The 21,167-nt window shown below is 65.6% G+C and carries 19 protein-coding genes; 16 read left to right on the forward strand and 3 right to left on the reverse strand.

Going from position 1 to position 21,167, the window contains the following annotated elements; genetic code table 11:
• Window positions 1–2: 2 nt before the first annotated feature.
• The 4 genes from WIN67_RS11545 to WIN67_RS11560 all read left to right on the forward strand — a co-directional run bounded on the left by WIN67_RS11545 (window position 3) and on the right by WIN67_RS11560 (window position 3,656).
• Window positions 3–1,274 (forward strand): HAMP domain-containing sensor histidine kinase, encoded by a 1,272-nt coding sequence (locus WIN67_RS11545; protein ID WP_339071284.1) that lies wholly within the window; start codon window positions 3–5, stop codon window positions 1,272–1,274.
• Window positions 1,274–1,912, forward strand: a complete 639-nt coding sequence (locus tag WIN67_RS11550; RefSeq protein ID WP_110653772.1) for a response regulator — start codon at window positions 1,274–1,276, stop codon at window positions 1,910–1,912. The genes WIN67_RS11545 and WIN67_RS11550 overlap by 1 nt, the downstream gene beginning before the upstream one ends.
• Window positions 1,913–2,083: 171 nt before the next feature.
• Complete coding sequence (locus WIN67_RS11555) at window positions 2,084–2,401, forward strand: helix-turn-helix domain-containing protein (protein ID WP_016967320.1); 318 nt, start codon at window positions 2,084–2,086, stop codon at window positions 2,399–2,401.
• Window positions 2,394–3,656: a type II toxin-antitoxin system HipA family toxin gene (locus tag WIN67_RS11560; protein WP_339071285.1), complete on the forward strand. Its 1,263-nt coding sequence runs from the start codon at window positions 2,394–2,396 to the stop codon at window positions 3,654–3,656. Before WIN67_RS11555 ends, WIN67_RS11560 begins: the two co-directional genes overlap by 8 nt.
• A gap of 81 nt (window positions 3,657–3,737) precedes the next feature.
• On the opposite strand, the gene WIN67_RS11565 is transcribed toward WIN67_RS11560, so the two are convergent.
• Together WIN67_RS11565 and exaA are read right to left on the reverse strand one after the other, a co-directional pair.
• Window positions 3,738–4,397, reverse strand: a complete 660-nt coding sequence (locus tag WIN67_RS11565) for a pentapeptide repeat-containing protein (protein ID WP_170004983.1) — start codon at window positions 4,395–4,397, stop codon at window positions 3,738–3,740.
• A 208-nt stretch (window positions 4,398–4,605) separates the two neighbouring features.
• Window positions 4,606–6,492, reverse strand: coding sequence for a quinoprotein ethanol dehydrogenase (exaA, locus tag WIN67_RS11570; protein ID WP_339071286.1), 1,887 nt, complete (start codon window positions 6,490–6,492; stop codon window positions 4,606–4,608).
• A 253-nt stretch (window positions 6,493–6,745) separates the two neighbouring features.
• Here exaA and pedF point away from each other — a divergent pair, with 253 nt between their 5' ends.
• The 11 genes from pedF (at window position 6,746) to WIN67_RS11625 (ending at window position 19,860) form a co-directional block, all read left to right on the forward strand.
• Window positions 6,746–7,207, forward strand: coding sequence for a cytochrome c-550 PedF (gene pedF / locus WIN67_RS11575; RefSeq protein WP_102861878.1), 462 nt, complete (start codon window positions 6,746–6,748; stop codon window positions 7,205–7,207).
• A gap of 5 nt (window positions 7,208–7,212) precedes the next feature.
• Entirely contained in the window at window positions 7,213–8,088 is an 876-nt protein-coding gene (locus WIN67_RS11580) for a substrate-binding periplasmic protein (RefSeq protein WP_267269749.1), read from the forward strand.
• Window positions 8,089–8,096: 8 nt separating this feature from the next.
• Window positions 8,097–8,867 (forward strand): quinoprotein dehydrogenase-associated SoxYZ-like carrier, encoded by a 771-nt coding sequence (locus WIN67_RS11585; protein ID WP_213666039.1) that lies wholly within the window; start codon window positions 8,097–8,099, stop codon window positions 8,865–8,867.
• A 35-nt stretch (window positions 8,868–8,902) separates the two neighbouring features.
• Window positions 8,903–9,832, forward strand: a complete 930-nt coding sequence (locus tag WIN67_RS11590; RefSeq protein WP_339071288.1) for a quinoprotein relay system zinc metallohydrolase 1 — start codon at window positions 8,903–8,905, stop codon at window positions 9,830–9,832.
• A 319-nt stretch (window positions 9,833–10,151) separates the two neighbouring features.
• Window positions 10,152–11,927 carry a PQQ-dependent alcohol dehydrogenase PedH gene (pedH, locus tag WIN67_RS11595; RefSeq protein ID WP_102880324.1) on the forward strand — a complete coding sequence of 592 codons (1,776 nt, stop codon included), beginning with the start codon at window positions 10,152–10,154 and terminating at the stop codon, window positions 11,925–11,927.
• Window positions 11,928–12,124: 197 nt separating this feature from the next.
• Window positions 12,125–13,645, forward strand: coding sequence for an aldehyde dehydrogenase family protein (locus WIN67_RS11600; protein ID WP_102880325.1), 1,521 nt, complete (start codon window positions 12,125–12,127; stop codon window positions 13,643–13,645).
• Between the two features lie 388 nt (window positions 13,646–14,033).
• Entirely contained in the window at window positions 14,034–14,105 is a 72-nt protein-coding gene (pqqA, locus tag WIN67_RS11605) for a pyrroloquinoline quinone precursor peptide PqqA (protein WP_011060521.1), read from the forward strand.
• 61 nt (window positions 14,106–14,166) lie between these two features.
• Entirely contained in the window at window positions 14,167–15,081 is a 915-nt protein-coding gene (pqqB, locus tag WIN67_RS11610) for a pyrroloquinoline quinone biosynthesis protein PqqB (protein ID WP_339071289.1), read from the forward strand.
• A 901-nt stretch (window positions 15,082–15,982) separates the two neighbouring features.
• Window positions 15,983–17,146, forward strand: a complete 1,164-nt coding sequence (gene ercA / locus WIN67_RS11615; RefSeq protein ID WP_102880327.1) for an alcohol dehydrogenase-like regulatory protein ErcA — start codon at window positions 15,983–15,985, stop codon at window positions 17,144–17,146.
• Window positions 17,130–18,857, forward strand: a complete 1,728-nt coding sequence (locus tag WIN67_RS11620; RefSeq protein ID WP_110653662.1) for a PAS domain-containing hybrid sensor histidine kinase/response regulator — start codon at window positions 17,130–17,132, stop codon at window positions 18,855–18,857. The genes ercA and WIN67_RS11620 overlap by 17 nt, the downstream gene beginning before the upstream one ends.
• 151 nt (window positions 18,858–19,008) lie before the next feature.
• Window positions 19,009–19,860, forward strand: a complete 852-nt coding sequence (locus WIN67_RS11625) for a VanW family protein (RefSeq protein WP_339071290.1) — start codon at window positions 19,009–19,011, stop codon at window positions 19,858–19,860.
• Here the strand turns inward: WIN67_RS11625 and WIN67_RS11630 are convergent.
• Complete coding sequence (locus WIN67_RS11630; RefSeq protein WP_267269753.1) at window positions 19,834–20,382, reverse strand: YniB family protein; 549 nt, start codon at window positions 20,380–20,382, stop codon at window positions 19,834–19,836. The two genes, WIN67_RS11625 and WIN67_RS11630, sit on opposite strands and share 27 nt — an antisense overlap.
• A gap of 116 nt (window positions 20,383–20,498) precedes the next feature.
• Between WIN67_RS11630 and WIN67_RS11635 the strand changes: the two genes are divergently transcribed.
• On the forward strand, window positions 20,499–21,167 hold the full coding sequence (locus tag WIN67_RS11635; protein WP_102880331.1) for an ABC transporter ATP-binding protein: 669 nt from the start codon (window positions 20,499–20,501) through the stop codon (window positions 21,165–21,167).

A 21,167-nucleotide genomic window follows, 5' to 3' on the forward strand; every position in this document is an offset into this window, starting at 1 on the left:
GCATGTCGGCGCTGTGGCGGATCAACCTGTGGGTGAGCGCGTTCTTTGCCGTGGTGACCCTGGCCTGCGCCGGCTTGCTGTTGCATCAGGCGGTGGCCGATGTCGAACGTGAATTGCAGTCCGCCGCAGCGGTGGTGGAGTACTTGAGCGACAGCGCCGAGCGCAACCCGGCGGGCCTGCAGCCGCACCTGACCCAGAGCCTGCGCCATGTGCGGGTGCACTGGCTGGCGCCTGACGAGGCGGCACGCATGCCGGAAGAGGCAGGGCTGGACGCCTGGCTCGGCCGCCAGTTGTTCAGCGAGCGCCGCCACAACGCCCGCGAGCTGGACCTGGGCGACGGGCGCCGAGTGCTGATCGCCGTGGACGCGCGGGATGAGATCGACGAAGTCTGGGATTCCCTGCAACAGCTGCTGAGCCTGTGCGGCCTGGCCCTGCTCCTGAGCCTGCTGACCATCCGCTGGGCGGTGCGCCGCGGCATGGGCCTGCTGGATGATTTGCTGCGGGCCTTGCAGCAGGTGTCCGGCGGGCAACTGGCGGTGCGCCTGCGCGAAGCCGGCCTGCCGGAAGCGCGACAACTGGCCGGGCACTTCAACCGCATGACCGCGACCCTGGAACAGACTCGCGCCGACAACACCCAACTGACCCAGGCCCTGCTGGCGGTGCAAGAGCGCGAGCGCACCTACCTGGCGCAGACCCTGCACGACGACCTCGGGCAATACCTGGCGGGCATTCGCGCCCAGGCCTGCCTGCTGCGCATGGTCAGCAACCAGCCCTCGGTGGTGGAGCACACGGCCCAGGCCCTGGAGCTCAACTGCGAGCGCTTGCAGCAAGGCTTTCGCGCCCTGGTGCAGGACCTGTACCCGGTGGTGCTGCAGCACCTGCCGCTGGCCGAAGCCTTCGGCCTGCTGGTGAGCCAATGGCAGGACAGCCAGGGCATCGACTGCCAATTGCGGGTCGGCGCCGACCTGCCAGCGTTGCCCAGCGCCAGCAAGACCCACCTCTACCGCCTGCTGCAAGAAGCGCTGACCAATGTCGCCCGGCACGCGGACGCCAGCCAGGTACGGGTGCGCCTGCAACGCAGCGCCCGCGGCCTGCGCCTGCTGGTGCGCGACAACGGTTGCGGCGCGCGCCAGCCCCAGCGCCCCGGCGTCGGCCTGCACTCGATGGCTGAACGGGCCCGCAGCCTGGGCGGCGAACTGCACATCCTCAGCCGTCCCGGCGCCGGTTGGGCCCTGGCCTTGAACATGCCCCTGAACATGCCCATGGAGGCCTGATGAACATCTTGTTGGTGGATGACCACGCCGTGGTCCGCCAGGGTTACGCCAGCCTGCTGCGCGCGGTATTGCCGGCGATGCAGGTGCGTGAAGCGGCCAGCGGCGAAGAGGCCCTGGCCCGGGTCGCCGAAGAAGTGCCGAACCTGGTGATCATGGATTTCGGCCTGCCGGGCATCAGCGGCCTGGAGACCACCCGCCGCCTGCGCCAGCGCCTGCCGCAGCTGCGGGTGCTGTTTTTCAGCATGCACGACGAACTGCCCCTGGTGCGCCAGGCCCTGGAGGCCGGCGCCTCGGGCTACCTGACCAAGAACTCCGCGCCCCAGGTGCTGATCGAAGCGGTGCACCGAGTACTGGCCGGGCACGCCTACATCGAACAGCCCCTGGCCACGCAGCTGGCCTGCACCCCGGCGCAGAACGCCAGCGACCCGCGTTTGCAGAGCATGACCCAGCGCGAGCTGGAGATCTTCGTGATGCTGGCCAAGGGCACCCCGGCGCGGGTGATTGCCGAGCAGCTGTGCATCAGCGCCAAGACTGTGTCGAACCATTTGACGTTGCTCAAGAGCAAGTTGCAGGTCAGCTCCCATGCGGAGTTGGTGCATTTGGGGATTGATATGGGGGTGGTGCGGGTGGCGGGGTGAGGAGGGGCAGCGGCTAGCTGCAGGTGGCAAGATAAATCCAGTATTTCGCTTGTTATCTGACTGATTCGAGGGATAAGAATCAGATTTATGAAGTTATTTGGTTCTCCAGAATCTCTCGGATAACTCTATAATTTTGAGTGTTATGTGAGATTTAAGGATTTAACACTCGATATGCTGAATTTAACGCTTGCCAGACCGGATGAGGTGCTCAAGCTGCTTTGCACCCGCCTGCGCCAGGAACGCCTGTCCCAGCAGATGACTCAGGCCGAAGTCGCCGCCCGTGCCGGCATCGGGGTTGGCACCCTGTCCAATCTGGAGGCCGGGCGTAGTGTCGCATTCGACAGCGTGGTTCGCGTGGCGATGGTGCTGGGGCGTCTTCGCGAGCTGGAGCAATTGTTCCTGCCGCAGCTGGACAGCCTCGACGACATCCTCCGTTATGAACAGGGCGCCCAGCGGCAGCGCGTCAAAAGGAAGTCCGCCGATGCTTAAGCAAGTCGATGTCTACTACGACGGTTGGGGGGAGCACTGGCGCTGGGGTTCGCTGGTATCCACGACGGCGCTGACCGGCCGCCCTTTGATTGCCTTCGAGTACAGCGAGGAGGCACAGGATCGCGGCCTGGAACTGTCGGCCTTGCGCTTGCCGCTCAAGGGCCCGAGGCTGCGTCGGGACTTTCCCGATCATCAACTGTGGCTGCCGGGGCCGGTCTATGACTCGCTGCCTGACGGTTGGGGCATGTTGCTGATGGATCGCTTGTTCAAACGTCGCGGTCTCAACCCCGCGCAGATTGGTCCTTTGGAGCGACTGACCTATATCGGCACCCAAGCCATGGGCGCGATGTCGTTCGAGCCTGTAGCGCCGGAGCTGTTCATGGCGCCTGAAGAGGTTCCCCTTGAGCGACTGGCTGCCGAAGTTCAGGAGGTGCTCCATGGTCAGGGCGGGGAGTTTCTGCAGCGACTGCTGCGGATGGGCGGCTCGCCGCAGGGCGCTCGGCCCAAGGTCTTGCTCTATCGCGACCCTGCGGGAGGGCGTTTCAGCACGGCGGCGGCATCTGGCCTGGAAGCCTGGTTGATCAAGTTCCCGGGAGCGGGTGAACACCCCGAGGTCTGTGCTATCGAAGCTGTCTACGCGCAATGCTTGCGCGAATGCGCCATCGAAACGTCGGACAGTGAACACTTCGAGCTACCCAATGGGCAGGCGGCCTTCGCCACCCGAAGATTCGACCGGCACAAAGACATGCGCGTGCCCATGCAAAGCCTCGCCGCCTTAACTGGTGCGGACTACCGAGCAGCCGGGGCGCTGGACTACAGCAATTTCCTGCGGGCAACCCAGTACTGCTGCAATGATGTGCGGGAAAAGGCGCTGGCCTTTGCCCGGATTGTGTTCAACGTGGCGTTCAACAACCGTGACGACCACCCGAAGAATTTTGCCTACCTTATGTCGTCGAGCGGCCAGTGGAAGCTGGCGCCGGCTTACGACGTGACCTTCTGCGAGGGGCCGGGCGGCTATCACCAGATGGACGTATTGGGCGAGGCGTTGCACATCACTCGCAAGCACTTGCTCAGGCTCGCGGCGGTGGAGGCGGAACTCTCGGTGAGGGAGGCCACTGATATCATCGAGCACATCTGCCAGGTTGCCAGCGGCTTTACCCGCAGCGCCCGGTCCCGGTTCCCGGGTGGCATCACCGTGGACACCCTGAGCATGATTCAGGCGCGCATCGACGAAAACCTTGCGCGACTCAGCTAGCGTGGCTGTAGCTGCTATTGAACTGGCGATTGTTCCAATAGCAGGTACAGCGAGGCGCTTGGTAATGCCTGGGGCAACGGCCTATTTATCCCAAGTCCCCGGACACCCCTGGCACCCCTCCATATTGGCATCCTGAAAATTCCCATAATGCTGCCGCGCCCCGCGCAAATCGGCGCGTTCCAGATTGCTCTCACCCAACTTGGCCTCCTGCAGATTGGCATCCGTCAGATTGGCCCCTTGCAGATCCGCCTTGCTCAACCAGGCCATCTCCAAATCCGCGGCCTGCAGGTTGGCCCGGTGCAGCTTGGCCCCGGACAGCCGGGCAAATTGCAGATAGGCCGCGCTGAGGTTGGCATTCTCGAATTGCGCGCCCTGGGCAAACAGGCCCCAGCCCTGAATGGCCATCAGCTTGGCGTCGGTAAAGTCCGCCAGCCGCAGGTTGCTCTGTTGCAGGCTGGCACGGGTCAGGTTGGCGCCTTGCAGGCGGGCTTTTTCCAAATTGGCCAGGTCCAGCTGGGCATGGCGCAGGTCGGCGCCGGAGAGGTCGGCTCCGGCCAGGTTCATCTTGCGCAGGTCCTGGTTGGCCAGGTTAGCGCCGCGCAGGTTGGCGCCGGGGCATTGGCTGGCTTCGGCAATCAGGCAGCCGTTGATGGTCAGGGGGACGTCGTTGCCGTCGTCGTCGATGTTCACCGCGAAGGCGGGGGACAGGCTCAACAGCAGGACAAGGGGCAGGTAGTTCATGGTGCGGTGCTCCAGGCGGGAGTGAAGACGGGTGTGGCGAGAAGGCGGGCTCCCGGTCGACCGGCGCCCTGGGGTCGTAGCCGTCCAGAACCCGGCCCCCGGGGTGTGTCTGGCACATCCCGGGGCGGGTTTCGGGGCCGCTGCGCGCTGATGCGCCAGCGCGGCCCAGCAGGAGCAAGCTGCCTCGCCACAGATAGGGCGGTGAAGGTCAGCGCTGGGCGGTCTGGTTATCCCAACTCGGGATCTTGAACACCCAGAACGAACCGCCTTGGGCCACCGGCTTGGTCAGCTCGGCCATGTCGCCACCCCACAGCGGCACCGCGCCGCCGTAGCCCACGGTCACGCCGATGTACTGCTCGCCATCCTGTTCCCAGGTGATGGGCGGCGAGACGATGCCGCTGCCGGTCTGGAATTTCCACAGCTCCTTGCCGGTCTTGGCGTCGAAGGCCTTGAAGAAGCCATCGCCGGTGCCGGTGAACACCAGGTTGCCCTTGGTCGCCAAGACGCCGGCCCACAGTGGCAGCTGCTCCTTGTGTTCCCACACCAGTTTGCCGGTGGTGGGGTCCATGGCGCGCAGGGTGCCGACGTGGTCGTCGTACATGCGCTTGATGCGGAAGCCCATCCCCAGGTAGGCCGAGCCTTTCTTGTAGTTCACTTCCTCGGTCCAGTACTCCTCCTTCCACTGGTTGCCGGGGATGTAGAACAACCCGGTGTCCTGGCTGTAGGCCATGGGGTTCCAGTTCTTGCCACCCAGGAACGGCGGCGAGACTTCCACCGGCTTGCCCTTGGTTTCACCCGGCAGCGGTTTGGCCGGACGCTGGCCTGCGTTTTCCACCGGGCGGCCGGTCTTGAGGTCGATGTGGCTGGCCCAGGTGATGTTGTCGACGAAGGGGAAGGCGTTCTGCAGTTTGCCGTTGTTGCGGTCCACCACGTAGAAGAAGCCGTTGCGGTCGGCGTGGCCGGTGGCCTTGACCACTTTGCCGTCCTTGTTCTTGTAGTCGAACAGCACCAGTTCGTTGTTGCCGGAGAAGTCCCAGGCGTCGTTCGGCGTGTGCTGGTAGAACCATTTCACTTCGCCCGTGCTCGGGTCGACGCCGACCTGGCCCGAGGTGTAGAGGCTGTCGTAGTCGTGGGGGTTGCCGTCTTTCGAGGTCCGCGCCCAGGTGTTCCACGGGCCGGGGTTGCCAGCGCCGACGATGATGGTGTTGGTTTCGGCATCGAAGCTGGCGCTCTGCCAAGGGGCGCCGCCGCCGTGGCTCCAGGCTTCGACCTTGCCGGTTTCGGTGGTCTTGTCGTCGGGCCAGGACGGTGCCTTGACGTCGCCGGTGGGGGTGCTGTCCTTGCCGTTGAGGCGGCCCATGTGACCTTCGACGAAGGGCCGCATCCACACCTCTTCGCCGGTGTCCGGGTCGCGGGCGAACAACTGGCCGACCACGCCGAATTCGTCGCCGGAGCTGCCGTGGATCAGCAGCACCTTGCCGCTGGTCTTGTCTTTGATCAGCACCGGGGCGCCGGTCATGGTGTAGCCGGCGCTGTGGTCGCCGAATTTCTTGTTCCACACCACCTTGCCGGTGTTCTTGTCCAGGGCGATGACCCGGGCGTCGAGGGTGCCGAAGTAGATCTTGTCGCCGTAGATCGCCGCGCCGCGGTTGACCACATCGCAGCACGGGCGAATGTTGTCCGGCAGGCGGTGGTTGTAGGTCCACAGGCGTTTGCCGGTCTTGGCGTCCAGGGCGAACACCCGCGAGTAGGAGCCGGTGACGTAGACCACGCCGTCGCGGACGATGGCCTGGGATTCCTGGCCGCGCTGCTTCTCGTCGCCGAAGGAGTAGGACCAGGCCGGGGTCAGCTTGAACACGTTCTTGTCGTTGACCTGGGCCAGGGGGCTCCAGCGCTGGGCGTTGGCGCCCATGCCGTACTGCAGCACGTCCTTGGTGGTCAGGTGGTCGTTGGCGATGTCTTCCCAGGTGACGTTCTTGCTGGCAGGTGCCGCCGGGGCGGTGGCCGCTGTGGCCGCCGTGCTCAAGGACAGGCTGGCGGCCAGCAGCATGGCCAGGCTCAGGGGGGAGAGGGCGGGTAGCGATCTTATTGTCATGGTTGCAGTTCCCAGTGGAGGTTTTGGCCTGACTAGGGTCTGCCGCGGGACGCGCTTTGAGATACGGAAAAAGTCCCGCCTTTGCCGGGAAAAGTTCCCGGGCGGCACCTGATTTAGGCCCGCGCCACAAGCCCTACTACCAAGGGAGTAGGACGCGACCACCAAAGCAGCATACGGCCGCCCGCCGGCTGTTTCTAAGATGGCGCCATGGCCTCTGTAGCGAGGTCTTGCGTGCAATCTTGAGGGCATAACAATGACAACAAAACGCAACGCCTTGCTCGCGGTAGGGCTGCTGACCGGTGCCTTGGCCACCGGTGCTGTATGGGCCCATGGCAACGTGGTGCCCCAGGCGGTGGAAACCCAGGGCCTGACGCCGATCAAGGATGCTGGAGTGAGCCTCGATGGCGACGGCTGGGCCGCAGTCAACCCTTATCGCACCTCGCCCGAGCGCGACAAGGCAGTGGAAATCGGTGCCTCGGCCTACAACCAGAACTGCGCCGCTTGCCATGGCCTGGAAGCCAAGTCCGGCGGTATCGCCCCGGACCTGCGCATGCTCGATGCCGGCGAAGCCGGGGATGAATGGTTCGTCGAACGGGTGCGCCACGGCGCGGTGCGCGATGGCCGGGTGTACATGCCGAAGATGGCCGACTACCTGAGCCAGGAAGCCCTGTGGGCGGTGCGCACCTACCTGGACAGCGTGCGCGTCGAGGAGTGATCGCCATGGGCCGCCTCGGCGTGTTCCTCAGTGGCCTGCTGTTGTGCTGCGCGGCTGTGCAGGCCGAGGTGCGCAACTACGACACGATGATCGCCTCCGGTGAGTTGAAGGTGGCGGTGTACCAGGATTTTGCCCCCTACAGCTTCGAGGATCAGGGCCAGCCGCGGGGTGTCGATGTGGAGCTGGCGCAAGCCCTGGCCGAGGCCCTGGGGGTGAGCCTGCAACTGATCTGGGCGCCCCCCGGGGAGAAGCTCGACGACGACCTGCGGGACTACATCTGGCGCGGCAGTCCGCTGCGCCACCAGCAGTTGGCCGACCTGATGATGCGCGTGCCCTACGACCACGACTTTGCGCAAAAGCGCAACGAACTGGGCGAGCTGACCAACGACCACGTGGTGATGTTCGGCCCCTATCAGGAGGAGCGCTGGCAGGTGGCATTCGACCGCCGCCGGCTGGATGCGGTGGCCAGTGTCGCGGTGTTCCAGCAGCACCCCATTGGCGTCGAAGTGGACAGCGTGCCGTCGTTCTACCTGACCTCGGTGTTCAACGGCATGCTCAGTGCCAAGACCCACCATTACCCCAGCGTGCAGCAGGCCTTCAGCGCCCTGAGGGCCGGGCAGGTGGACGCGGTGATGGCCATGCGCGGCGAGATCGACTGGCAGTTGCACCAGGCCGGCGACCCGCAACTGGCCCTGGCGGAAAACGCCTACCCGAACATGGGCAAGCAGGTGTGGGAGATCGGCATGGCGGTGCATGAAAGCAACCGCCAGCTGGCCTATGCCGTGGAGGAGGCCCTGGAAGGGCTGATCCGCGACGGTCGCCTGCAGGCGCTGTACGCCCGTTATGGCCTGCGTTACGAGGTCCCACAGATGTATCAATAGGAGCTGCGATGAACTGGCGAGCGACCTGTCTGCTGGCGTGCTGGCTGCCCTTGGCGACCCCGGCGCTGGCCGCCGATCCGCAGGCCCCGGGCGTCGACCCGGTGCCCTCGGTGATGTGGGCCTTCTACCACAAGCAACTGCTGGGCGATGCCGCGTTCGTCTTCGATGACCGGGTCAAGCTGCTGGCGCCGCCCTTTGCCGAGGATGCGCGGCAGGTGCCGCTGGAGATCGACGCACGGGCCTTCACCGGCGAGGTGGTGCGCATCCTCGCCTGGGCCGAGCTCAACCCCTTGCCGCGCATCGTCGATTTCGAGCCGGGGGAGCGGGTGCTGCCCTGGCTGTCGATCCGCATCCGCATCGAGCAGGCCACGCCGCTGCGCGCCGCGGTGCTGACCCGCGATGGCCTGTGGCACGTGGGCTCGACCCTGATCGATGCCGCCGGTGGCGGTTGCACTGCCCCCAGCGTGGTACGCACCCAGCCGGGTTGGGAAGAGCACATCGGTGAGGTGCTGGGCGGGCGTTATCCCCGGGGTGATGCCAGCCGCCTGCGCCTGCAAGTGTCCCACCCGATGGACAACGGCCTGGTCAGCGGCATCCCTGAGTTCTTCCTCAACCACGCCGAACTGCGCGACCAGAACGACCAGCGCCTGGCCAGCCTCGAACTGTTCCCGGCGGTCAGCGAAAACCCCAACCTGGGGTTCGATATCCAGGGGCCGGGGCAGACCCGCTTGCTGTTGCGCGACAACAGCGGCAACCAGTTCGAGGCCAAGCTGCCCTGACCGCATCCTTTGACCCACCCGAGCCGAGGCGCGCCATGCGTTGGATTCTGCTGTTGCTGCTGTGCCTGGGCCTGCCGGCCCGAGCCGACCTGGACTATCAACTCAAGCCCCGGCAGATCGCTGAGGGCACCTGGCTGCTGGAAGGCAGCACTGACAATTTCGCCAAGGCCAATGGCGGCAACATCGTCAACACCGGGTTCATCGTCACCGACAGCGGGGTGGTGGTGATCGACAGCGGGCCGTCCAAGCGCTACGGCGAAGCCTTGCGCCGGGCCATTGCCGCTACCACCGACAAGCCGGTGATCCAGCTGCTGCTGACTCACCATCACCCCGACCATGTGCTGGGCAATCAGGCCTTTGGCGATGTGCCCATCGGCGCCCTGGTCGGCACCACGGACCTGCTGCGCCAGCAGGGCGAGGCCATGGCCGAGAACATGTACCGCATGGTCGGCGACTGGATGCGCGGCACCGAGGTGGTGTTGCCGACCCAGGTGCTTGAGCCCGGGGTGCTTGAGGTGGGCGGGCATCGCTTGCGCCTGCTGAGCCTGAGTGGGCACACCGGCGCTGATCTGGCGATTCTCGACGAGAACACCGGGGTGCTGTTTGCCGGTGACCTGGTGTTCTACGAGCGCGCGCTGACCACCCCCAACAGCCCGGGGCTGGAGGCATGGCTCAAGGACCTGGACACCTTGCAGGCCCTGCCGTGGAAGCTGATCGTTCCCGGGCACGGGCCGGTTGCCAGCGATGCGGCGCCTTTTGCCCAGATGCGCGATTACCTGAGTTGGCTCGATGGGTTGATGCGCGACGGCGCAGCCCGGGGCGACGACATGGCGGAGATGATCCGCCGCCCGATTCCCGAGCGTTTTGCCGGCATCAGCCTGACCCGCTACGAGCTGATCCGCAGTGTCAGCCACCTGTACCCGCGTTACGAACGCCAGCGCCTGCAGCGTATCGACGGCCTGTAGGCACCGGCTGGCCGGCGAAGGCGGTCTTGCGGGCCTCTTCGCTGGCAAGCCAGCTCCTACGGTAGGCAGGCATATCGCTTGGAGCCTTGTAGGAGCCGGCTTGCCGGCGAAGGCGATCTTGCGGGCCCCTTCGCTGGCAAGCCAGCTCCTACAGTGCGGGTGCATGGCGCCTGCTTGAAGCTTGCCACTGCCCCTCCTGTACCAAGGAACTAGAAAACTCCGCACTGCGGGCAATTGTTGGCAAGCAGGCCGGGACCAAGAATTCCCGGCAGACCGGGAAAATTTCCCGGGAACAACAATAACCGCCGAGGTAGCCGTCATGACCCAACCCCCACGTCGTCCCTGTTTCGCCGTGAGCCTGGTGCTCAGCGCCATGCTGCTGTCCAGCGCGGCCCTGGCCGCCGTCACCGATGAAGAGATCCTCCAGGACCCGAAAAACCCTGAGCAGATCGTCACCAACGGCCTGGGTGTCCAGGGCCAGCGCTACAGCCCGCTGGATATGCTCAACGTCGATAACGTCAAGGAGCTGCGGCCGGTCTGGGCCTTCTCTTTCGGCGGCGAGAAGCAGCGCGGCCAGCAGGCCCAGCCGTTGATCAAGGACGGGGTGATGTACATGACCGGTTCCTACTCGCGGGTGTTCGCGGTGGATGCGCGCACCGGCAAGAAGCTCTGGCAGTACGATGCGCGCCTGCCGGACGACATCCGCCCGTGCTGCGACGTGATCAACCGCGGCGTGGCGCTGTACGGCGATCTGGTGTTCTTCGGCACCTTGGACGCCAAGCTGGTGGCCCTGAACAAGGACACCGGCAAGGTGGTGTGGAGCAAGAAGGTCGCCGACCACAAAGAGGGTTATTCCATCAGCGCCGCGCCGATGATGGTCAACGGCAAGCTGATCACCGGGGTGGCCGGCGGCGAGTTCGGCGTGGTCGGCAAGATCCAGGCCTACGACCCGAAAAACGGCGAGCTGCTGTGGATGCGTCCCACCGTGGAAGGCCACATGGGCTACGTGTACAAGGACGGCAAGGCCATCGAGAACGGCATTTCCGGTGGCGAGGCGGGCAAGACCTGGCCGGGCGATCTGTGGAAGACCGGCGGCGCGGCGCCGTGGCTTGGCGGCTACTACGACCCGGAAACCAACCTGCTGCTGTTCGGCACCGGCAACCCGGCGCCGTGGAACTCCCACCTGCGCCCTGGCGACAACCTGTATTCCTCGTCGCGTCTGGCCCTGAACCCGGACGACGGCACCATCAAGTGGCACTTCCAGAGCACCCCTCACGACGGTTGGGACTTCGACGGCGTCAACGAGCTGATCTCCTTCAATTACAAGGAGGGCGGCAAGGAGATCAAGGCTGCCGCCACCGCCGACCGCAACGGCTTCTTCTACGTGCTCGATCGCACCAACGGCAAGTTCATCCGCGGCTTCCCCTTTGTCGACAAGATCACCTGGGCCACCGGCCTGGATAAGAACGGCCGGCCGATCTACAACGAGGCCAGCCGTCCCGGCGCCCCGGGCAGCGAAGCCAAGGGCAGCTCGGTGTTCGTCGCCCCGGCGTTCCTCGGCGCCAAGAACTGGATGCCCATGGCCTACAACCGCGACACCGGGCTGTTCTATGTGCCGTCCAACGAATGGGGCATGGACATCTGGAACGAAGGCATCGCCTACAAGAAGGGCGCGGCGTTCCTCGGCGCGGGCTTCACCATCAAGCCGCTGAACGAGGACTACATCGGCGTGCTGCGGGCCATCGACCCCATCAGCGGCAAGGAAGTCTGGCGTCACAAGAACTTCGCGCCGCTGTGGGGCGGGGTACTGACCACCAAGGGCAATCTGGTGTTCACCGGCACGCCTGAGGGCTTCCTCCAGGCCTTCAACGCCAAGACCGGCGAGAAGGTCTGGGAATTCCAGACCGGCTCCGGGGTCCTGGGCTCGCCCGTGACCTGGGAAATGGACGGCGAGCAGTACGTTTCGGTGCTCTCCGGCTGGGGCGGCGCGGTGCCGCTGTGGGGCGGCGAAGTGGCCAAGCGGGTCAAGGACTTCAACCAGGGCGGCATGCTCTGGACCTTCAAGCTGCCCAAGGACCTGGTGAGCAAACGCTAATCGTAGGAGCCAGCTTGCTGGCGAAGGCGCCCGCAAGAGCGTCTTCATCGGCAAGCCGGCTCCCGCACAGGGCAATCAACCTACGACCAAATGACGAGAGCCCCCCCTGCCAACGATGCATTCGTCCGGCAGGCGGGGCTCTCTACCATCGGTTCATCGCCTGTCGTCGGACAGGCCTCGACCAGCAGAGGCTCAGCATGATCTACGCACAACCCGGAACCCCAGGCGCCGTCGTGTCCTTCAAGCCACGCTACGGCAATTTCATCGGCGGCCAGTTCGTGCCGCCGGTGGCTGGCCAGTACTTCACCAACACCTCGCCGGTCAACGGTGAGGTGATCGCCGAATTCCCCCGTTCCAGCGCCGCCGATATCGACCTGGCCCTGGACGCCGCCCATGCCGCCGCCGAGGCCTGGGGCAAGACCTCGGTCCAGGACCGCTCGCGGGTGTTGTTGAAGATCGCCGACCGCATCGAGCAGAACCTGGAGATCCTCGCGGTCAGCGAGACCTGGGACAACGGCAAGGCGGTGCGCGAAACCCTCAACGCCGACGTGCCCCTGGCCGCTGACCACTTCCGCTACTTCGCCGGTTGCATCCGCGCCCAGGAAGGCGGCGCCGCGGAAATCAACGAACTGACCACCGCCTACCATTTCCATGAACCGCTGGGCGTGGTCGGGCAGATCATCCCGTGGAACTTCCCGCTGCTGATGGCCGCCTGGAAGCTGGCCCCGGCCCTGGCCGCCGGCAACTGCGTGGTGCTCAAGCCCGCCGAGCAGACCCCGCTGTCGATCATGATCTTCGCCGAGCTGATCGCCGACCTGCTGCCGGCCGGGGTGCTGAACATTGTCCAGGGTTTCGGCCGCGAAGCCGGCGAGGCCCTGGCCACCAGCAAGCGCATCGCCAAGATCGCCTTCACCGGCTCGACCCCGGTGGGCTCGCACATCATGAAATGCGCCGCCGAGAACATCATTCCGTCCACCGTGGAACTGGGCGGCAAGTCGCCGAACATCTTCTTCGAAGACATCATGCAGGCCGAACCGAAGTTCATCGAAAAGGCCGCCGAGGGCCTGGTGCTGGCGTTCTTCAACCAGGGTGAAGTCTGCACCTGCCCATCCCGGGCCCTGGTGCAGGAGTCGATCTACGAGCCGTTCATGGCCGAGGTGATGAAGAAGATCGTCAAGATCAAGCGCGGCAACCCGCTGGACACCGAGACCATGGTCGGCGCCCAGGCATCGCAACAGCAGTACGAGAAGATCCTCTCCTACCTGCAGATCGCCCAGGAGGAGGGCGCCGAGCTGCTCACCGGTGGCGCCGCCGAGCGCCTGGAAGGCGACCTGTCCAGCGGCTATTACATCCAGCCGACCCTGCTCAAGGGCCACAACAAGATGCGCGTGTTCCAGGAAGAGATCTTCGGCCCGGTGGTGGGCGTGACCACCTTCAAGGACGAAGCCGAAGCCCTGGCGATTGCTAACGACAGCGAGTTCGGCCTGGGCGCCGGGCTGTGGACCCGCGACATCAACCGCGCCTACCGCATGGGCCGGGCGATCCAGGCCGGCCGCGTGTGGACCAACTGCTACCACCTGTACCCGGCGCATGCCGCGTTCGGTGGCTACAAGAAATCCGGCGTGGGCCGCGAGACCCACAAGATGATGCTCGACCACTACCAGCAGACCAAGAACCTGCTGGTGAGCTACGACATCAACCCCCTGGGCTTCTTCTAAGGGCAAGAAAGAGCGGGGTAGTTGGGTGCTGCCCCGCTTTGTGTGGCAACGGCGCGACGTCTTGGGTGGACGTCGTGCCGTTTTTTTGCCTGGGGATCGCCCGCCAAACCTCCTGCTGCTGTAGCCGCTGCCGAGCGTGCGAGGCTGCGCAAAGGCCCGCAGGGCCTTGCTTGACGGTTTCCCGTCAACCGCCTGGTCCTCATGCCCCCTGTGTCTCCTGCGCCCTCATGCCCCACAAGCCGTGCGCAGCCTGCGGCAGCGGCTACACACGCGCCAAGCCCCTACCAACGCACCCCGCCGGCTCGTCCCAAAGTAGCATTCGGCCGCCGCGCGCCCCGTGCATTAATGCCTCTACCGGAATCCCCGGCACAACAAGAGGATTGACCCCATGTGGCATAAACCCGCGTACACCGATCTGCGCATTGGCTTTGAAGTGACCATGTACTTCGCCAACCGCTGAGCCGTCCCGCTCCGGCCGGCCCGGGTGGCGGCCGGAGTCTTCTGCCCCTTTGGAGCACACCATGCATATCCGCATTCTCGGTTCCGCGGCGGGTGGCGGTTTTCCCCAGTGGAACTGCAACTGCCGCAACTGCGCCGGAGTGCGCGACGGCAGCCTGCGCGCCCAGCGCCGTACCCAATCGTCCATCGCCCTGAGCGACCACGGCAGCGAGTGGATCTTGTGCAACGCCTCGCCGGATATTCGCCAGCAGCTGGAATCCTTCCCGACCCTGCAACCGGCCCGACAGCTGCGCGACACCGCCCTGGCCGGAGTGATCCTGCTGGACAGCCAGATCGACCACTGCACCGGCCTGCTCAGCCTGCGCGAAGGCTGCCCGCATCAGGTCTGGTGCACCGAGATGGTCCATCAGGACCTGTGCAGCGGCTTCCCCTTGTTCAACATGCTCAGCCACTGGAACGGCGGCTTGCAGTGGCAGCCCATCCACCTCGATGGCCGCGAATTCAGCCTACCGGCCTGCCCGGACATCGCCTTGCGGGCCATTGCCCTGCGCAGCAGCGCGCCGCCATATTCGCCCCATCGCGGCAACCCGCACCCGGGGGACAATATCGGCCTGTTCATCGCGGATCGGCGCAGCGGCGCCAGCCTGTTCTACGCCCCGGGCCTGGGGCAGGTGGATGAGGCCCTGCTGGGGTGGATGGACCGCGCCGACTGCCTGCTGGTGGACGGCACCTTGTGGCGCGACGATGAAATGCGCGTCTGTGGCGTCGGCGACAAACTGGGCAGCGAAATGGGCCACCTGGCGCAAAGCGGCCCCGGCGGCATGCTTGATGTGCTGGAGCGCTTTCCCCGGGCGCGCAAGGTGCTGATCCACATCAACAACACCAACCCGATCCTTGACGAAGACTCCGCCGAGCGCGCCGAACTGGCCCGTCGTGGCATCGAAGTGGCGCATGACGGCATGGACATCCATCTCTGACGCCACCCGGTCCCTGTAGCCGCTGCCGAGCCTGCGAGGCTGCGCAAAGGCCCGCAGGGCCTTGCCTGACCATCTCCCGCCAAACCCGCAGCGGCCTCAAGAACGCTGCGGCCCTTCGTGCCGTTCGCAGCCTGCGGCAGCGGCTACACAAATCTTGGATCGGCACTGGCCCTGTAGCCGCTGCTGAGCCACGGCGAAGCTGCGCAAAGGCCCGCAGGGCCTTGCTTGACGATCACCCGCCAAACCCGCAGCGGCCTCAAGAACGCCGCGGCCCTTCGTGCCGTTCGCAGCCTGCGGCAGCGGCTACACCAACCTCGGATCGACACTGGCTGTAGCCGCTGCTGAGCCACGGCGAAGCTGCGCAAAGGCCCGCAGGGCCTTGCTTGACGATCACCCGCCGAACCCGCAGCGCTCTCAAGAGCGCTGCGGCCCTTCGTGCCGTTCGCAGCCTGCGGCAGCGGCTACACCAACCTCGGATCGGCACTGGCCCTGTAGCCGCTGCTGAGCCACGGCGAAGCTGCGAAAAGGCCCGCAGGGCCTTGCTTGACGATCACCCGCCGAACCCGCAGCGGCCTCAAGAACGCCGCGGCCCTTCGTGCCGTTCGCAGCCTGCGGCAGCGGCTACACCAACCTCGGATCGGCACTGGCCCTGTAGCCGCTGCTGAGCCACGGCGAAGCTGCGCAAAGGCCCGCAGGGCCTTGCTTGACCATCTCCCGCCGAACCCGCAGCGGCCTCAAGAACGCCGCGGCCCTTCGTGCCGTTCGCAGCCTGCGGCAGCGGCTACATGGCCTGTAGCCGCTGCCGAGGCTGCGAAGTCCGCCGATGGTCGGATTGCTTTCAGCAACGGATGCTTTAGGCTGGCGTTCTCCTTCCAGAACAATAAGAAAACAGGCTTCCCCCATGAGCCAGAATCTCAGTCTGCTGCGCAAGTTCGTGTCTCCGGAAATCATCTTTGGCGCCGGTTGCCGGCATAACGTCGGCAACTATGCGAAGACCTTCGGCGCGCGCAAGGTCCTGGTGGTCAGCGACCCCGGGGTGATCGCCGCCGGTTGGGTCGCCGACGTCGAGGCCAGTCTCCAGGCCCAGGGCGTGGACTATTGCCTGTACAGCCAGGTGTCGCCCAACCCGCGGGTGGAGGAGGTGATGCTGGGCGCCGAGGTCTACCGCGAAAACGCCTGCGATGTGATCGTTGCCGTCGGCGGCGGCAGCCCGATGGATTGCGGCAAGGGCATCGGCATTGTGGTGGCCCATGGGCGCAGCATCCTTGAGTTCGAAGGGGTGGACATGATCCGCGTGCCGAGCCCGCCCTTGATCATGATTCCCACCACCGCCGGCACCTCGGCGGACGTCTCGCAGTTCGTCATCATCTCCAACCAGCAGGAGCGGATGAAGTTTTCCATCGTCAGCAAAGCGGTGGTCCCGGATGTGTCGCTGATCGACCCGGAAACCACCCTGGGCATGGACCCGTTCCTCTCCGCCTGCACCGGCATCGACGCCCTGGTGCATGCCATCGAGGCCTTTGTTTCCACCGGCCACGGCCCGCTCACCGATCCCCATGCCCTGGAAGCCATGCGCCTGATCAACGGCAACCTGGTGCAGATGATCGCCAACCCGGCGGACATCGCCCTGCGCGAGCAGATCATGCTCGGCAGCATGCAGGCCGGGCTGGCGTTCTCCAACGCGATTCTTGGTGCGGTGCATGCCATGTCCCACAGCCTGGGGGGCTTTCTCGACCTGCCCCACGGGTTGTGCAACGCGGTGCTGGTGGAGCATGTGGTGGCCTTTAACTACAGCTCGGCACCGGAGCGCTTCAAGGTGATTGCCGAGACCTTCGGCATCGACTGCCGCGGGCTCAACCAGCGGCAGATCTGCGGGCGCCTGGTGGAGCACCTGATCGCCCTCAAGCGCGCCATCGGCTTCCACGAAACCCTGGGCCTGCATGGGGTCAGCAGCAGCGATATTCCGTTCCTGTCCCAGCATGCGATGGACGATCCGTGCATCCTCACCAACCCGCGCGAATCCAGCCAGCGTGACGTCGAGGTGGTGTATGGCGAGGCCCTCTGACGAACAGCAACGGGCCCTGGCCGGGCTCTTGGGGCTGGGCAACCACTCGGCGCGCAAGAGCCACTACCCGGAACTGGCGGCGCGCCTGGAGGACCTGGAAACCGAACGCAATCGCTACAAGTGGCTGTTCGAGCACGCGGTGCACGGCATCTTCCAGGCCAGCCTGCAGGCCGGCATGCGCGCGGCCAACCCGGCCCTGGCGCGCATGCTGGGGTATCAGGACCCCCAGGAAGTGCTGTTTTCCCTGGCCGACCTGGCGGGCAATCTGTTCGTCGGCGGCGCCGCGGAACTGGCGGCCATCGGCGAGCAGTTGCAGAGCCAGCGCAGCCTGCTGGGCTATGAAACCCAGCTGCGGCGCAAGGACGGCAGCAGCATCGACGTGCTGATGAACCTGCTGCTCAAGCCCGACCAGGACGGGTTGGTGGAAGGGTTTGTCGCCGACATCACCGAACGCAAGCTGGCCCAGCAGCACCTGGAACAGCTCAACGACCAGTTGGAGCAGCGGGTCGCCGCGCGCACCGATGAACTGCTGGAAGCCAACCGCAACCTGCAGCAGCAGATCGCCCGGCGCGAACGCATCGAGTGCGATCTGCGGGATGCCCGGGACGCCGCCGAGGCGGCCAACCGCAGCAAGGACAAGTACCTGGCCGCCGCCAGCCACGACCTGCTGCAACCGCTGAATGCCGCGCGGCTGTTGATCTCCACCTTGCGCGAGCGGCGCCTGCCGGCCGCCGAGCAACTGTTGGTGGAGCGCACCCACCAGGCCCTGGAAGGCGCCGAGGATTTGCTCACCGATCTGCTGGACATCTCCAAGCTCGACCAGGCGGCGGTCAAGCCGGACCTGGCGGTGTATCGCCTGGATGAAATGCTCGCGCCGCTGGTGTCGGAGTTCCAGTCGGTGGCCGAGGCGGCCGGTCTGGAGCTGCGGGTGCGCTTTGGCGACTTTGCCCTGTTCACCGACCTGCGGCTGATGACCCGCATTTTGCGCAACTTTCTCAGCAATGCCTGCCGCTACACCGAGCGCGGCAGCATTTTGCTGGCGGCGCGGCGCCGCGGCGATCAGTTGCGGCTTGAGGTGTGGGACACCGGGCGCGGCATTGCCGCCGACCGCCTGGAGTCGATCTTCCTCGAATTCAATCAGCTGGACGTGGGCCGCGCCGCCGACCGCAAAGGCGTGGGCCTGGGGCTGGCGATTGTCGAGCGCATCGCCAAGATCCTCGGCTACCGGGTGCAGGTGGAGTCGCGGCCGGGACGCGGCTCGCGGTTCAGCATCCAGGTGCCCCTGGCGGCCCGGGTGCCGTTGCCCATCAGCTTGCAGGCACCGCAGCCGGGCACCGGCAATCCGCTGCCGGGGCGGCGCCTGCTGGTGCTGGACAACGAGTTGAGCATTCTTGAGAGCATGGCCGCGCTGCTCGGGCAGTGGGGGTGTGAAGTGCTGACCGCCACCGATCAGGCGGCGGCCCTGGCGGTGCTTCAGGGCCGGGCGCCGGAACTGATCCTGGCGGATTTTCACCTGGATCACGGCGTCACCGGCTGCCAGGTGGTGCAGCAACTGCGCGAGCATTTCCAGCAGCCGCTGCCGGCGGTGATCATCACCGCCGACCGCAGCGACCAGTGCCGCCGGGCCTTGCAGCAACTGGGAGCGCCGCTGCTCAACAAACCGGTGAAACCGGGCAAGCTGCGGGCCGTGCTCAGCCAGTTGCTGGGCTAGGGCTGGGCCTGTTCCACGGGGCATTCCAGTACGGGGCGCTCGGGTGCAGGGCTTCTGGCATGGGCGCAGGCTTGCCGCTAAGATGCCGCTCTTTTTTTCAAGGACGAAGCCGGCTCCTGCGTCGTCGCGCCGGGCCGCCGTTTAACCATCGATGAAACCCTTGTCCTCGTATCACCCGCTGCTGTACTGGCTACGGGTACGCCAGAAGCGCCTGATGCGTCATCTGGCCTGGCGCTTTTCCGGGCGCCGTTACGCCCGGCCCGAGCCCGGCAGCCCGCGCTTGCCCCATCGCCTGATCAAGCACACCTCGAAACTGATCCGCACCCTGGGCGACTGCGACCTGGCGCTGCAGCACAACAAGGTGATCAACCTCAAACTGGCGGTGGCCTGCATCGATGGCGTGCGCATTGCCCCTGGGGAGTATTTTTCCTTCTGCAAACTGGTGGGCCGGCCCAGTCGAGAACGCGGTTTTGTCGAGGGCATGGAGCTGTCGTTCGGCGAGGCCCGCCGCGGCATCGGCGGTGGCATCTGCCAGCTGAGCAACCTGATTCACTGGATGGCGATGCACTCGCCGCTGGAGGTGGTGGAACGGGCCAACCACAGTTTCGACCCGTTTCCCGACGAGGGGCGGGTGCTGCCCTTCGGTTCCGGGGCGGCGATCTTCTACAACTACATCGATCTGGTGCTGTACAACCCCGGGCCGCAGACCTTGCAGCTCAAGCTGCAGGTCGGCGCGCAACAGCTGGAGGGCGAGCTGCTCTGCGAGCAGCCGCGCGAGTATCGCTATCACGTTTACCAGCGGGCCCACCGCTTTGTGCGCGAGGGCGCCCGGGTGTACCGGGAGAACCAGATCTGGCGCGACATCCGCAGCAAGGGCCAGGACGCCGAGCTGCTGCGCCAGGAGTGCCTGTATCGCAACCGGGTGGTGGTCAAGTACCCGGTGGCAGACGCGCTGCTCGATCCGTCGGCGCCGGGCTCAGATGATGCCCAGCATCCACAGTAGGCCCAGGTAGACCGCCGCAGCGCCCAGGGGCCAGACCACCAGCAGGCGGGTCTGGCTGAAGAACGACGGCGCGGCTTCCACCAGGGTCGAGTCTTCCAGCTGTTGCAGGGTCTTGGCCGGTACGCCGTCCTCGACCGGGGCGTTGAGCTGGGCCTCGATCAACGGTTCCACGGCCTCGACCTTGCGCATCAGCGTCCGGCCCGAGGCGAACAGGGCGGCGCCGACGAAGATCAGCAGGTAGATCAGCAGGAACTTCCAGTGCGAGGCGTTGCTCAGGCGCAGGAAGTCGGGGGTCGGGCTGTTGTCCCAGAACCAGTCCAGGGCCCGGGTGTTTTCCGAGACCATCAGGGTGAACTGCTGAATCGGGCGGTTGATGGTGCTCGCCATGGCGGTGTAGCTGTCCAGGCGCCAGTGGAGCATTTTCAAGGTGGAAAACACCGTGGAAATCAGCGCGCCGGTGAACATCAATGTGCCTGCGCCGATCTGCAGCCGGTATTTCAATTGGGCCCGGGTGTAGTTCATCTGTGCGTCCTGCCAGGAAAAAAGTGGCGCCATACTATATTTCGCCGGCACGGGCCGATAGGGGCGGTGCTGCTCAGGCTATGCTTGGCTCCCTCTTTACTCGGACGAATCAGCCCATGCTGCAAGTACAAGGAGTGTTCAAGAGCTACCCCACGCCCCAGGGCCCGCTGGCGGTGCTGCAGGGTGTGGATCTGCACCTGGGGCAGGGCAGCAGCCTGGCGCTGATGGGCGAGTCGGGCAGCGGCAAGAGCACCTTGCTGCATCTGGTGGCGGGGCTGGACAAGGTCGATCGCGGCAGCATCCGCATTGGCGAGTACGGCCTGGAGCAGATGAACGAACACCAGCTGGCCAACTGGCGGCGCACTGAAGTGGGCCTGGTGTTCCAGCAGTTCAACCTGATCAGCAGCCTGCGGGTCGAGGACAACCTGGGCTTTCAGGCGCGCCTGGCCGGGCGCTTCGATCCGCTGTGGCAGGCACAACTGGTGGAGCGCCTGGGCCTGGGGGATTTGCTGCGGCGTTACCCGGAGCAGCTCTCCGGCGGCCAGCAGCAACGGGTCGCCCTGGGCCGGGCCCTGGCTGCGAAACCCGGATTGCTGCTGGCGGACGAACCCACCGGCAGCCTCGACGAGGCCACCAGCGACGAGGTGTTGCAGCTGTTGTTGGAGCTACTGGCGGACAGCCCCACCAGCTTGTTGATGGTCACCCATAGCCAGCGGGTGGCCAGCCGCCTGCAACAGACGGTGGTGCTGCAACGCGGTCGTCTGGCCGACCCGGTCGGGGCTTGA

Source organism: Pseudomonas idahonensis, from assembly GCF_037903935.1.
In the GTDB taxonomy this organism is placed as follows: domain Bacteria; phylum Pseudomonadota; class Gammaproteobacteria; order Pseudomonadales; family Pseudomonadaceae; genus Aquipseudomonas; species Aquipseudomonas danubii.

Bases quoted from the DNA above. Each gene is read 5' to 3' on its own strand.
- WIN67_RS11545 (WP_339071284.1), top strand. From the start codon at position 3: ATGTCGGCGCTGTGGCGGATCAACCTGTGGGTGAGCGCGTTCTTTGCC.
- WIN67_RS11550 (WP_110653772.1), top strand. From the start codon at position 1,274: ATGAACATCTTGTTGGTGGATGACCACGCCGTGGTCCGCCAGGGTTAC.
- WIN67_RS11555 (WP_016967320.1), top strand. From the start codon at position 2,084: ATGCTGAATTTAACGCTTGCCAGACCGGATGAGGTGCTCAAGCTGCTT.
- WIN67_RS11560 (WP_339071285.1), top strand. From the start codon at position 2,394: ATGCTTAAGCAAGTCGATGTCTACTACGACGGTTGGGGGGAGCACTGG.
- WIN67_RS11565 (WP_170004983.1), bottom strand. From the start codon at position 4,397: ATGAACTACCTGCCCCTTGTCCTGCTGTTGAGCCTGTCCCCCGCCTTC.
- exaA (WP_339071286.1), bottom strand. From the start codon at position 6,492: ATGACAATAAGATCGCTACCCGCCCTCTCCCCCCTGAGCCTGGCCATG.
- pedF (WP_102861878.1), top strand. From the start codon at position 6,746: ATGACAACAAAACGCAACGCCTTGCTCGCGGTAGGGCTGCTGACCGGT.
- WIN67_RS11580 (WP_267269749.1), top strand. From the start codon at position 7,213: ATGGGCCGCCTCGGCGTGTTCCTCAGTGGCCTGCTGTTGTGCTGCGCG.
- WIN67_RS11585 (WP_213666039.1), top strand. From the start codon at position 8,097: ATGAACTGGCGAGCGACCTGTCTGCTGGCGTGCTGGCTGCCCTTGGCG.
- WIN67_RS11590 (WP_339071288.1), top strand. From the start codon at position 8,903: ATGCGTTGGATTCTGCTGTTGCTGCTGTGCCTGGGCCTGCCGGCCCGA.
- pedH (WP_102880324.1), top strand. From the start codon at position 10,152: ATGACCCAACCCCCACGTCGTCCCTGTTTCGCCGTGAGCCTGGTGCTC.
- WIN67_RS11600 (WP_102880325.1), top strand. From the start codon at position 12,125: ATGATCTACGCACAACCCGGAACCCCAGGCGCCGTCGTGTCCTTCAAG.
- pqqB (WP_339071289.1), top strand. From the start codon at position 14,167: ATGCATATCCGCATTCTCGGTTCCGCGGCGGGTGGCGGTTTTCCCCAG.
- ercA (WP_102880327.1), top strand. From the start codon at position 15,983: ATGAGCCAGAATCTCAGTCTGCTGCGCAAGTTCGTGTCTCCGGAAATC.
- WIN67_RS11620 (WP_110653662.1), top strand. From the start codon at position 17,130: ATGGCGAGGCCCTCTGACGAACAGCAACGGGCCCTGGCCGGGCTCTTG.
- WIN67_RS11625 (WP_339071290.1), top strand. From the start codon at position 19,009: ATGAAACCCTTGTCCTCGTATCACCCGCTGCTGTACTGGCTACGGGTA.
- WIN67_RS11630 (WP_267269753.1), bottom strand. From the start codon at position 20,382: ATGAACTACACCCGGGCCCAATTGAAATACCGGCTGCAGATCGGCGCA.
- WIN67_RS11635 (WP_102880331.1), top strand. From the start codon at position 20,499: ATGCTGCAAGTACAAGGAGTGTTCAAGAGCTACCCCACGCCCCAGGGC.